The organism is Empedobacter sp. UBA7494 (assembly GCF_002478465.1).
GTDB classification, from domain to species: domain Bacteria; phylum Bacteroidota; class Bacteroidia; order Flavobacteriales; family Weeksellaceae; genus Empedobacter; species Empedobacter falsenii_B.
In genome coordinates this window covers 33,865-47,259 of sequence record NZ_DLOC01000053.1, presented here as the reverse complement: position 1 = coordinate 47,259, position 13,395 = coordinate 33,865, and the positions used below count along the sequence as shown (strand labels likewise).

The following is a 13,395-nucleotide window of genomic DNA, read 5'->3' as shown; positions in this document are numbered from 1 at the left end:
TTTGAGACAGCTTCTTTTTTTTATTCATTAAAAATAAGCTTTCTTTTTTAGTTAATTTTTTAAAATACTTAAATAGCATATTGTATTTTATTATTTTTGGAGCACTAAAATTATAACTTGATTTATATCAAGTAATTTGGTTAAAAACGGTCGTAATTTTGCATTGATAACATTGATAAAATAGTATAGACGTATGTTGTTGAATAATTGTAATGTTTATAATAATTTGGTTTTTGATGTAGGTATAACTGCATTTGAATTGAATGATATCCTACATACAGAAAAATTGAGAAAAGAGTTATCTGTTGATGAGTATTTTGGAATAATCTGGTCTGGTTCTAAAAAATTTGTTCATAAAATAAATGGAAAAGAATATTCGATTCCTAAAAACCATTTTCTTTTTATAGCTCCCAATATCTCTCAAGAATTTGTGAAACAAACTACTCGTACTGATGCTTATTATATTGTTTTTAAACAAGAATTTTATTCAAAATCAATCGAAGAAAACTTGAAGTTAGAAAATTCTACACTTTTTTCGCGAGATATTATAAATATTGTTGAGAATACAATTTGTTCTGCTCCAATTTTTGAGGCTAATTATTTGCAATATTTCTTTACTGCATTCGAAAATGAATTAGATATGAAGCTTGCTCATAATCTCTTGGAACGTATTATTATCAATGGTCAAATGGAAACATTTGATATGCAAAGCCAATTTATACAAGATGATTTTGATGTAGAACTTGCGACAAAATTCAAAAAACTTTTGCAAGAAAATGTCAAGGAAAATAAACAAGTATCTTTTTACAGTGATAAACTTTTTATTACAAAAAGAAGGTTAGATAAAGCAACTCAAATCGTTTTTGGAAAAACAGCAAAAGAAATGATTGTTGAAGAATTGATGAAAAATGCAAAGATTTTATTAGTCAACTCAAAAATGTCAATAAAAGACATTGCGCTGGAACTCAATTTCCTTCAAGAAACCAATTTTACTGCGTTTTTCAAGAAAAACACGGGGATTTCTCCGACTAAATTCAGACAAAGCACTCCGAATTAAATAGTTAGAAATGTCGTTTTTCATCATCTTTTGGTATGATTTAATCTTTTAAGAATAAAAAACAACTTCTACATTTGCAATCGCATTTGAGAATAACCAATCTTAAATATACAAACTACCAGATTGTTTAACAAATATTTTTTAATAAATTTTTAACAAATTATAAAATCATGAAAAAATTAGCATTTTTTTTAACAATTTTCTGTGGATTAGTTTCTGGAATTGCTTTCGCTCAAGTTGCTCCAGTGATACCTGCAACTGCAACTGCAACTGCAACATTAAACGTAAAACTACACCCAATTCAAACAATTGTTATTGGAGGTAGTGAAGTTGACATAGATTATATAACAAAACAAGATTATTCAAAAGGTGTTACAAAAGAAATGAAAGACCACTTAGTTGTATATAGTACTGGAGGGTTTGCTGTTAAAGTAGGATCTCAAAATGAGAAGTTAACTTCTAAAAATAATGAAGTAAAAGGAGAAATTGAAGCTAAAACAATTAATTTAGAAGCAAGTAAAGGTAGTGGAAATTTATTAACTTCATATAAATTTAATAAAGAAGTTGCATTGAATACTGAAGCTAAACCATTATTTTCAAGTACAGTTGGTGGTACAGATTTAAAATTCAACGTTGCATATACTGGACAAGGAACTGATGCTTATGTAAACAAATATTACAATGCTGAGAATCCTACTGTGTATACAACAACTGTAATTTATACAATAGAAGCTCAATAATATAAAAAAATAGGAAGTGATGTTGAAAAATGTCACTTCTATTTTGCTTATGAAAGTACTTCGTTTATTAACAATCGTTTCTTTTTTAGCATTGATTATTTCTACAAAAATCAATGCCCAATCAGGTATTACAGTAAGTCCACCAAGGACTTATTTTGCGTTAAATCCTGGTGAGTCTGAGCGTAAAAAGATTATGGTAACCAATGTAAGTGATGTACATACATTAGAGTTGTCTGTTTCTTTTAATGATTGGAAGTATGATGAATATGGAGCTAATATAGTTTCGGATATCAATACTTTACCAACAAGTAATGCAAACTGGATCACAGTTTTACCAAGTAATACATTTACACTTTTACCAAAAGAATCGAAAGAAATAGAAGTTCTGATGCAAGTTCCAGAAAATATAAATGCAGAAAGTGTACATACAGCTATGATGTACATCACGCAAACAAATCCTATTGCTGGACAAAATAAAAGTGGGGAAAATATTGTTTTTTCAATACGTACAGGTATTAAGATTTATCAACGATTAAATATTCCACGTGATACAAATGTTGAGTTTACAAATTTTGTTTACGATAAAGCAGAAAATCGTTTGGTGCTAACTATTTCGAATGATGGAAATGTTTGGAGCGAAGGAACGATTAGAAATGAAATCATTAATCAAGAAAATGGTCAACAAATAAAATTGCAAGATGCAGTTTTTTATAGTTTACCAAATGATAAAAGAATTGTATATATACCATTGCCAAAGGATTTGCCAAAAGGCTCGTATATTGTTACCGCAACTTTAAGTTTTGAGAAAGATGATCAATTGAAAGTTGCAGAATTGACGTTCTCAAATGATTAATAATAATTTGTTTCAGAAAATAGTTTCAACAATTACAGTATTGTTGACAATGGCAGTTTCTGCTCAGTTTACGTTAAATGCTCATAATAAAGGTTGGGTGTTAGTGAATGGAAGTAGTGGAGTTACAGTGTCTAATGTTGTGGCTGTACAAATGCATATGACTGGTGCATTAAATTATAAAAATTGGTCTTTAGTTGCGCGAGCTGTTTCGCCTATTGTAAATTCTGAGAAAAAAGAATTCCCTGTCGAAAAACTGAAATTAAAATTCAATAATTATACAACTTCTCAATATTATTCAGAGAATTATCCTACACTAAATCAATTAGGAGTTATTCAGAATAATATCGCAATGAGTTTTTCTTCCAATTATTTTATTCGAAATTCTCCTTTAACTATTGCTACAACTACAGGAAAATACGGTGCAATTGTCTTGAATTATGATATTGTGATTGATGCTGGAAATTATCTAAATCCTCTAAAATCTTGGAATAATTATCCTATTCAATTAGAGTTTTCATTGTTAAATGAGCTTGGAAACGTGATTGGAACAAGTCTTTTTTCGATTGAAATGCAAATTAGTCCAAATGGAAATTACGAACCAGTTCCGACGCTTTCTATTGCGGTCGATGGTTCTGCTGTAAATGGAGAATTGGTTTTCAATACAATACAAGATTATAGAAATGGAGTGAAGAAAGAATATCAAAACGGCTTAATTGTTTCTTCTGATACGGCTTACGATATTCAAGTTTCGTCGCTTAATCAACATTTACAATCGAGTGATGCTCAGAATTTGGAATTAAATTCAATTAATGTTCAGATAAAAGATACCGAAACAAATAATCTTTCTAAGGTTATAAAACTTTCGAATTACAATCAATCATTGATGACGAATAGTTCTAAAACAGCTTCAAAAAAGTACGATATTATTTATTCTACAACTCCGTCGGATAATAAAATTTTGAATAGCAAACCTGGGAATTATTCAACTTCTTTGCTGTACACGATTACACCTTTGTAAAACAATATGTTCTTTTCAATCAATTATTTTCGAAGCGTATTTTTTATTCTGCTTATGCTTGTTAGCGGACAAAATTTCCGTGCTCAAACTATAAATAATGGATTGAAATTTAGCACAATAAAAGAAGTTAAATTAGAAGATAGCAACAATTTTTCTGTTATTCTTCAATTAGAAAATACGACCAATGATACGATAAATGCTCGTTTGGAACTTAAAATTCCTTCAGCGATAAGATCGTATTCGCAAGATAATCTTCAACTAAAAATCAATCCAAACAAGAAGGCTTTTATTCCAATGCAGTTTACGGTGAACAAATCGCAAATGGCTGGAAAATTAGATTTAGAATTCAGCATTATTGATTTTTTAAGCAAAAAAGAAATAGGGAAATCCGTTACTTCGGTTGTGGTTTTGCAGAAGAGAAACATCAAGATTTTTCCTGTCCAGAGTAATATTTTTTATCGTCAAGAAGGAGATTCTATTCATTATGAATTGAAAGTAATGAATATGGGAAATCAAGCCGAAGAAATTTTGTTAACCAATGTTCTTCCTGACTTCAGAGGCAATTTTACTTCTGATAACAAACGAATTAAGGTAGAAGCTTTTCAAGAAAAAATTGTTCGATTTTCTAAATATGTAGACCGAGATATGATGAAAATTGAAAGTTTTCAGGCAAATGTTTCGGGTTATACAACGACCAAAGATTTTGCAGGAAATGTATTTTTTACCATTCAGAATGCAAGTTCCAATCGTGTGTATAGAGATTCAACAATGTTAAATCAGAATTGGACCAATTTTTCTACAAATTATGTTCGATTAACTGCTCGTGATATAAATTCTGCTAATGCAAATTATAATTTAACGGCGCATCAAGAATTTTCGGTGGGGTTGAATGAATTTGCGTATAACATTAATGGGACAACTTGGAATAAAGATCAAGACATGGTTTTGACGGATTCTTGGGTGAAATATCAACGCAAAGACAAAGGAATTTTAATCGGATCAATCAATAACAACGATTTTGATATTCCAATTAATGGACGAGGCGTGATGTTGTTCAATAATTATGATAAGAATGACAACCGAATTGTAGTTGGAATGGTCGAAAAAAATTATAATTTATTAGATGATTTGAGTAATGATGTTTTCAAGAATAGCCATACAACTTTTGCGAATGGACGATTTTTGATAAAAGATAAAAATGAACTAGAGACTTCTGCTTTTTTGGATAAAAATTATTCTACAACTAATTTTGTTTTGACAAATGGATACAAATGGATAACACCAAATAAATGGAATCACTCAGTAAAATTTGGGTATGGTTTGTCAAAATTTAACGAAACGAACAATGTCGAAAATTCATTATCTGTTTCTGCTAATGTTTCAGGAGAAATAGGTAAGTTTTATTTTTATAGTTCTAATTATTATAGTTCAGGATATTACCCAGGCACTAGACGTGGAGCGTTGTATCTCAATCAGCGTTTGCAACGTACGTTTTCTAAATTTTCATTATGGTCTTCGTTAACGGTTACGAACAATAATCCGAAATCTATCGATCCATATTTGATAAATTATAAACAAGCAAATGAGTCGAAAGCGTTGCGTTTTGAGACGGGAATTTCGTTCAAGTTAGCGAATCATTTCAATCTTTCGATTTCTCCAAAATTGAATATCGAAAAATCAAATATCCTAAATTATGACACGTTTACGTATTCGCCGATGGATTTTAAATCAGCTTATTTAAACGGAACATTTACGTGGTTGTCTAATTCTCGTGTGCATCAGTTGGTGTTGAATACTTTAGGAGGATTTTCTGAGCTAAATGAATTGAATAAGGTTGATCCAATTGTTTATGGACAATTAACGTGGAATGTGAAAAACTTTCAGTTAAGCTCAATTTATCAACGAGGAAGTATGATGATTGCAGAGGTTTATTCGACGAATAATCTTAATCATCAATTAGAACGTTTTACAACTTCGGCGAGTTTTCGTCAAAGCTTTTTTCAGAAAAAATTGAATACAGCAGTTTCTACCTACTATAATATTGACAAAAATTTTGGAAACACCCTAACTTTTGGAGCTTCTTTAGATTATCAACCAATTGATAATTTTATTGTGAGTACACAAGCGAATTTTAGTCATTACGATTCGAAAACATTGAATAGCAAACAAACTTATTTGCAAGTTGGTGTACAATATAATTTGCCTGCGAAACGTACTGTGACAGATGTAAAAGACGGAACATTGAATTTGTTTGTGTTTTATGATTACAATGCAAATGGTATTTTTGATGAAGGTGATAAAGTGGCTGATAGTCGTAATGTAAAGATAAATGAAACGAATTTTATTACAGATTTAGAAGGAAATATCAAGTATAAAAAAGTTCCTTATGGTAATTATATAATCAAACTTCCTGGACAAAAATGGTTTGCACAAGATTTCGCGGTTAATATCAATGCGAAAACGACTTCTATTTCTATTCCAATGCAACAAACTGGTATTGTGAGAGGAAAAGTTGAGTATGAATTATCTTCAAATTTGGAGTATCAGGTTTCGGCAAATTTATTCGGATTTACATTGATTTTTAATCACGAAAATGGACAGGTTTTTACAGTTAAAACAAATGATAGAGGTGAATATACAGCTTTTTTACCTGTCGGAAATTATACGTTTCATCTTGTAGAAAATAGTTTACCAGAACATGTTTATGCAAAAACATATTTGAATAAAGTAACGGTAGAAAAGGAACAAAATACAGAATATGAACCGCTTATTTTGAAAATTAAGGAGCGAAAAGTTAACATCAAACGTTTTGGTAATTAATGGATATTTTGATTTACTTTGCATCAAAATAAAACCTAAATGCCACTAACTTTTTGCCATCCAGCAATTGTTCTTGCGCTAAAAAAGCTAAAATCGAATTGGTTTTCGATGACGGGATTAATCATTGGTTCGATGTCGCCAGATTTAGAATATTTCTCTCGAATGGAGATTGTAGCGACGTATATTCATTTGTTTTGAGGCGTTTTGTATTTTGATTTACCAATTGCTCTTATTTATTGTTTCGTTTTTCACTTATTTGTCCGAGATGTTTTAATTCATCATTTACCTTATTTTTTAAAAGAACGATTTGCTCAATTCCTAATTTTTGATTGGATTGATTATTTCAAAAAACATTGGATAATTGTAATTCTCTCAATTATAATAGGTGCATATTCACATCTTTCTTGGGATGCTTTTACCCATGAATGGGGATTTTTTGCGAAACATTTTCATGCTTTACAGAAAACTTGGGTTCAAATTCCTTTCAAAAATTTCGAAGTAAAAGGGTATAAATTTCAACAACATTTTAGCACTTTTTTAGGTACGATTTTTATCGCTTTTTGGATTTATAAAATGCCAAAACAAATTCTTCTAAAAACTAAATTTGATTACATTTTTTGGTTAAAAGTAGTTCTATTTACAACTATTATTTCCACAATACGATTAGTTTTCTTCCCAATAGAAATTGGATTAAGCAACATCATTGTCGTTATCGGAATGAGTATTTTTTTGAGTTTGGTTATTTTTGGGGTGAAAGAAAAATATTGTTAAATAAAAAAATCTCTTCAATAATACTGAAGAGATTTTTTTATGGATTTATAATTTTAATATTTATCGAAGTGTAATTATATTTTGACCAACTTTATATCCATTTTGGTAAATATCAATTTTATATTCACCTTTTGGAAAATCATAATCAACCCAGTCAAAATTAACTCTTGAACCAGACATATTATTGTAATTAACTTTTACACGATCAGAATATTCTACAGAAGATCCAGAACGTAAAGTTGTTTCACCAGCATCAGCACCTTTAAATTTTCCTATCTCGCCGCTTGGTTTATAAATAGATACATACAATTCTTTGGTTTCTGAAGTCGCATTCAAGTTTTTATCCAAATCAAAAGATACTCTAACTTTATCAATTCTTCTTGCTCGCGTTGTTTCCACTTCTTTTCCGCTTGATTTTACTCGCAAACCTTTAATCGTATAATTTGAAATCGATAAAGTAGAATTTGTCTCTTTGATTAAATTCTGATGATTTTCTTTTTCAGTACTCAAATTTGATTCAACAGTTTTTTTCTGCTCATTCAAATGAGAATTTTCCGAAGTTAACTCTGTATTCTTGTTTGTTAGCTTTTTATTTTCGTCTTTCAAGCGAACAATTTCTTCTTTATAAACTTTAATATCTGCTTGTAAAGAGGTTATCAAACGTTTAGCACGCTGCAATTCTCCACTTGTAATTCCTTCTTTATTTAAGATTGATTGAATCTCTTTTTGTTTCTCCAAAATCAATCGATCTTGATAACTTAAAGAAGAATCTTTTTTTACAACACGAGTTTTAGCATCATCAAAATCTGATCTAATTATACGTAATTCTTGTTTCAGAATTTCTCTAGATCGTTCCAAATCATTGATATCACTTTGCATTTCTATCGAAGATTTTGCATTTGCCTCTTTAGAATATACAATATACGCAATAGCTAATAAGAGGGCAACTGCTAAAACAGCAATAATAATATTCTTTACGAATTCATTTTTATATTTAGTATTTTTAGAAGGTTCAAGATCTTTGTATTCAGTCATTTTAATTATTTCGAGGAAAAATTATTAAATCAAAAATTAAACCAATTTTATAATAATCAATAACTAATGTTAAATTTAACATTTATAAATTGTAATAAAACTTGATAAATAAAGACTTTTTAATCGTTTGTCTCTTTTTTAATGTCTTCAGAAGCTTCGGCTAATTTATTTTCGGCTTTTGTTTTTAACTCATCAGCTTTTTCTTCCAATTCTGTTTTTTCTTCTCTAAAAGTTTCTTTCAAATCCGAAACTTTCTCTTTCACAAAAGCACTTGTTTCTTTCATTTGTTTTTCCGCAATATCTTTTACATCGTTATAATCTTGCTTCGATCTTTCTTTAAAATCTTTAGCGGCTTCTTTCGATTGTTCTTTCAAATCACCCGAAGCATCTTTTATATTATTGATTGTTTTACGCGCAAAATCCGATGCGTCATCTGCAATCAATGTCCCTGCTTTTTTTACAGTTGCCGAAACATCGTCAAATTTATCTCCCGCAACATCAATCGCAGTTTCCGTTTTTCCTAAAATTCTTTTCAAAAAAGTTCTAAGTCCCATAATAATTTATTTTGTTGATTATTTTCAGTTTAAATTTACAGCTTCATTCGCAATTTTAGAATGAATTAATTTAATTTTTTATTTAAAAATATGAATTTCAACTATTTTAAACGATATTATCTCGGAATTTTAATGTTCAGTTTACTAACTATTTTTAGTTGTAATCCGAAGAAAAATCAATCCGAAATACATCAAAATACTTCATCCGAAGAAATATCCTTCAAATATTCGACCAAAAATAAAAACTTTGTCAGCGCACATCGTGGCGGAAGTGGAATACATGGTTTTCCTGAAAATTGTGTCGAAACTTTTGAACATCTTTATCAAAAAGGAATTCAAATTTTTGAGATTGATGTTGTCGAAACAAAGGATAATCAACTTATTTTAATGCACGATAATTCGTTGCAACGAACAAGCACAGGGCGACAAGATGTCAATCAAGTTGACTTAAAAACCATTAAGGAATACTTTTTGGTAGATGATTTTGGACAACAAACGTCATACAAAATTCCGACTTTTGCAGAAGCGTTAAATTGGGGAAAAAGTAAACCAATTTATTTTATGGTTGACATCAAAAAAGGTGTTGATTATCGTGATATTGTAAAGACAATAGAACAAGCAAATATGCAAAAACAGGTTGTTTTGGTGACGTATACAGTTGGTCAAGCGAAAAAGTTACATCAACTTGCGCCTGATATGTTATTGTCTGTTTCGATGCGAAACGAACGAGAATTTAATGAAATGATGAACAGTGGAATTCCGACTGACAAAATGGTTGCATTTACGGGAACTCGACGCAATGATAAATCATTTTTAAATAAAATTCATGACAAGGATATTTTGGTCATTTTTGGAACATTAGGAAACTTAGACAAAAGTGCTTCGGCGAGAAATGGACAACTTTACCGCGATTTAGAAAAAGATGGTGTCGACATTTTTGCAACGGACAGAGCAATGGATGTACATCAAACGATTAATAAAAATTAAATGGAAACAATATCACTTAAGGATTCAAATTATTTCTCGAAATTGATGTTAAATTATATCAATCAAGACGAGAATTTGAAAGACTTCTACAACCTATTTCCAACCAAAGAAAACTATATAAAACAAGCAAAAAATAAGCTTGAACATTATAAAAATAGAGCAATTCTTGTTGACCAAATTTCGAAACAATTAAGTCATTTAGATTTATCGGAAAAGCAACAAAATAATCTACAAAAATTAAGAGAAAAGAATACGGTAACAATTACGACTGGACACCAGTTAAATTTATTTACAGGCCCAATCTTCTTTTTTTATAAAATTTTGCAAGTCATCAAAGCATGCGAGGAATTAAATAATGAACAAAGTGAAATCAATTTTGTTCCGATGTTTTGGATGGCGACAGAAGATCACGATTTCGAAGAAATTAATCATTTCAAATTTGGAGATCGAATTATTCATTGGGAAAAAGAGTTTGGCGGACCAGTTGGACGTTTATCAACAGATGGTTTACAAAAAGTTTTTGATTCATTTTTGTCATTAATTCCAAATGGAAAAAAGAAAACTGAATTACAAAATCTAATTGAAGCCTCTTATTTATCGAATGATAATTTGACGGATGCAACACGAAAATTGGTTCATTTATTATTCAAAGATCTTGGATTGTTGATGATTGATGGAGATGATAAAGAATTAAAAAAACTAATGATTCCGACTTTTGAGGAAGAATTAATTGAGTCAACATCATTCAAAAAAGTAATTCCTCAAAATGAGAAATTAGAACAATTGGGTTATTCTATTCAAGTGAATCCTCGTGAGATAAATTTGTTTTACATCAATCAAAATAATTCGCGCGAACGTATTGTTGAACAAAATGGAACGTATTTTGTCAATAACACTTCAATCAAATTTTCGAAAGAAGAAATTGTTGCCGATTTACGTCAAAATCCGGATAAATTTAGTCCAAATGTGATTTTGAGACCTTTGTACCAAGAAACAATTTTACCAAATGTTGCCTATGTTGGCGGCGGAGGCGAAATAGCTTACTGGTTACAATTGAAAGAAATGTTCAATCAATTTGAAGTTGATTTTCCACTTTTAGTTTTGAGAAATTCATTGTTAATCCGAACTGAAAAACAATACGAAAAACAACAAAAATTAGATTTATCAAACGAAGATTTATTTTCGAATAGTTTAGCAATCACAAAAAAACGTTCGATAAATTCGTCAGAAATTGCTCCAAAACTTCCTGAACTGGAAGAAGAATTAAAAAGCATTTTTGATCGTTTGGAACATTTGAGTTCGTTAACAGAATCTTCTTTTGCGGATATGATACAAGCGCAGCGTACAAAACAATTGAAAGGTTTTGAGAAAATAAAACAACGTTTGGTGCATGCTGAGGTGAAAAAAAATGAGGATTTATTGAAGAGAATCGAGCAATTATTGAATGATCTTTCTCAACAAAATGGTTTGCAAGAACGTGTGAAAAATTTTGCTGATTTTGATTACATTAACACTCAGTATTTCATTGATTTTATTGAAGATAGTCTTCGACCTTTTGATTTTGAGTTCATCATAAATACATTGAAAGAGGAACTCTAAACAAAACATAATTTGTATATTTGACCACGAAAATTCATCTAAATGAAAAAAATATTAGCTTTATTGTTATTTGTTGGTGCATCAGCACTTTATGCTCAACAAAAAACGCATACAGTTCAAGCAAAAGAAACCGTTTACGGAATTTCGAAACAATATGGTGTTTCGCAAGAAGAATTGTATAAAGCCAATCCCAAAATTGAAAAAAATGGGATTCATCCAGGTGATTTGATTGTGATTCCAGGTAAAGGAACTACGACAACCAAACCAACTGAAACCAATACTACAACGACTACGTCAAACGTAAATACTTCGGACGATAATTATCAATATATTACAATTGAGCCGAAAGAAACGGTTTACAATTTGACAAAAAAATATAAAATTTCGGAAGAAACATTGAACTCATTAAATCCTCAAATCAAAGAAAGAGGTTTAGAAATTGGTGATGTAATCAAACTTCCGAAAGATGTGACAAACAAAGTTTTCTCTGTTCCAAAAGGAACACATTTAATCAAAAAAGGAGAAACTTTATACACATTAGCAAAACAATATAATGTAAGTGTTGACGACTTATATGCAGAAAATACAGCTTTACAAACAGGTGTAAAAGAAGGAATGGTGATTACGATTCCTAAAAAATCTGGCTCTGTTGTGATCGAAGAAAATACCATCAATTATGTTGTACAAAAAGGAGATTCGGCTTACGGAATTTTAGAAAAATACAATACGAATTTAGATGAATTGTTACGCTTAAATCCAGAATTAATTGACGGATTGAAAGCTGGAATGACACTTAAAATTCCATTGCAAAAAAATGCTAAAATCATCAAATACGGAACTGCAGGAAAGCTGAAACGTGCGAACGACAACGAAATTAATGTTGCGATTATGCTACCTTTTGATGTTGCAAATAATCCGCAATTGAAAAATTCGCAAGCGATGCAATTTTTTACTGGAGCTAAATTAGCGTTGACTCGTTTGGCTAAAAAAGGTAAAAATGTAAATGTAAAAGTGATCGATACGAAAAGCGGAAACTTACAAGATATTCTATCAACAACAGATTTCAGTAAAACAGATGCTGTTATTGGTCCATTGAACACGTCTGATGTTACGGAAGTTGCGAATTTCTTTAGCAATTCTGGTATCGCCGTGATTTCGCCTTATGCAAATGATGATTCGTTAAATTCTTTCAATGATTTATTGATTTCTAATCCAAAAGATGAAGTAATTGCAGATCAAATTATCGAAGAAATTGGAAAAAACTTTGCTGGAGAACAAGTTTATTTGTTGACAAATCGTGACGATCAAGAGTTAGCAAATTACACGAAAAAGCAATTAGAAAAACAGTTGAAAGCAAATGTTGTCATTGTAGATAGTGCAGCAAAAATTGTTCAACCACACGACAAAGTAAATGGCGAAGATTATTACACACCAATTATTACGGTTTTAGTTGGTGATGATGATAATTTGGGAAAACAATATTTAGAGAAATTAAAAACATTTAACAAAGATAATATCAAAGCTTTCGGGATAAAATCGGTTTCGGTTTATGATGTTTATAACGCAGATAATGCAAAAAATATCGATGCATTCCGCGAATTTGGTTTTGTGTTTAGTACTGCGCGATTAATCAATACAAGAGATACGGAAGTACAAAGTGTAATCAAAGATTTCAAGGAAGTTTATTGTGAATTTCCGACGCGTTACGAGCAATTAGGCTACGATGTAACGTACGATATTGTGGACAGAATGAATAATAAAGGTGATGTTACCAACAATATTACAACAGAAAACACACGTTTGGCGTCAAAGTTTTCATACAAAAAAATAAGCGGAAGCAAGGCTTATACAAACGATGCAAGCCGAATTGTACGTTTACCTAAAAAATAATTTTATCAAAATAATATACCAAAAAGCGATGCTAAATTTTAGTATCGCTTTTTTCTTTTTATCAACATTTA

General features: G+C 30.3%; 10 protein-coding genes and 1 pseudogene. 9 read left to right on the top strand and 2 right to left on the bottom strand.

Annotation, left to right across the window (positions count from 1 at the left end):
* Positions 1 to 193 precede the first annotated feature (193 nt).
* From B4E95_RS05820 to B4E95_RS05795, 6 genes and pseudogenes are all read left to right on the top strand, one after another.
* Positions 194 to 1,057 (top strand): helix-turn-helix domain-containing protein, encoded by an 864-nt coding sequence (locus B4E95_RS05820; protein ID WP_291090642.1) that lies wholly within the window; start codon positions 194 to 196, stop codon positions 1,055 to 1,057.
* Between the two features lie 170 nt (positions 1,058 to 1,227).
* Positions 1,228 to 1,797 carry a hypothetical protein gene (locus B4E95_RS05815; protein WP_291090640.1) on the top strand — a complete coding sequence of 190 codons (570 nt, stop codon included), beginning with the start codon at positions 1,228 to 1,230 and terminating at the stop codon, positions 1,795 to 1,797.
* 19 nt (positions 1,798 to 1,816) lie between these two features.
* Positions 1,817 to 2,650: a molecular chaperone gene (locus B4E95_RS05810; RefSeq protein ID WP_291090638.1), complete on the top strand. Its 834-nt coding sequence runs from the start codon at positions 1,817 to 1,819 to the stop codon at positions 2,648 to 2,650.
* Entirely contained in the window at positions 2,643 to 3,668 is a 1,026-nt protein-coding gene (locus B4E95_RS05805; protein WP_291090636.1) for a hypothetical protein, read from the top strand. Before B4E95_RS05810 ends, B4E95_RS05805 begins: the two co-directional genes overlap by 8 nt.
* Before the next feature lie 102 nt (positions 3,669 to 3,770).
* Positions 3,771 to 6,488: a hypothetical protein gene (locus B4E95_RS05800; RefSeq protein WP_291090634.1), complete on the top strand. Its 2,718-nt coding sequence runs from the start codon at positions 3,771 to 3,773 to the stop codon at positions 6,486 to 6,488.
* A gap of 39 nt (positions 6,489 to 6,527) precedes the next feature.
* Positions 6,528 to 7,259 (top strand): annotated as a pseudogene (locus B4E95_RS05795) (DUF4184 family protein).
* A 60-nt stretch (positions 7,260 to 7,319) separates the two neighbouring features.
* On the opposite strand, the gene B4E95_RS05790 reads toward B4E95_RS05795, so the two are convergent.
* Both B4E95_RS05790 and B4E95_RS05785 read right to left on the bottom strand, forming a co-directional pair.
* Positions 7,320 to 8,294: a hypothetical protein gene (locus B4E95_RS05790; RefSeq protein WP_291090632.1), complete on the bottom strand. Its 975-nt coding sequence runs from the start codon at positions 8,292 to 8,294 to the stop codon at positions 7,320 to 7,322.
* 119 nt (positions 8,295 to 8,413) lie between these two features.
* Positions 8,414 to 8,848 (bottom strand): hypothetical protein, encoded by a 435-nt coding sequence (locus B4E95_RS05785; RefSeq protein WP_291090630.1) that lies wholly within the window; start codon positions 8,846 to 8,848, stop codon positions 8,414 to 8,416.
* A gap of 132 nt (positions 8,849 to 8,980) precedes the next feature.
* Between B4E95_RS05785 and B4E95_RS05780 the strand changes: the two genes are divergently transcribed.
* Genes B4E95_RS05780 through B4E95_RS05770 form a run of 3 tightly spaced genes read left to right on the top strand, consistent with a single transcriptional unit; the run spans position 8,981 to position 13,324 of the window.
* Positions 8,981 to 9,835, top strand: a complete 855-nt coding sequence (locus B4E95_RS05780; protein WP_291090628.1) for a glycerophosphodiester phosphodiesterase family protein — start codon at positions 8,981 to 8,983, stop codon at positions 9,833 to 9,835.
* Entirely contained in the window at positions 9,836 to 11,434 is a 1,599-nt protein-coding gene (bshC, locus tag B4E95_RS05775; protein ID WP_291090626.1) for a bacillithiol biosynthesis cysteine-adding enzyme BshC, read from the top strand.
* A gap of 42 nt (positions 11,435 to 11,476) precedes the next feature.
* Positions 11,477 to 13,324, top strand: coding sequence for a LysM peptidoglycan-binding domain-containing protein (locus tag B4E95_RS05770; RefSeq protein WP_291090624.1), 1,848 nt, complete (start codon positions 11,477 to 11,479; stop codon positions 13,322 to 13,324).
* Positions 13,325 to 13,395 lie beyond the last annotated feature (71 nt).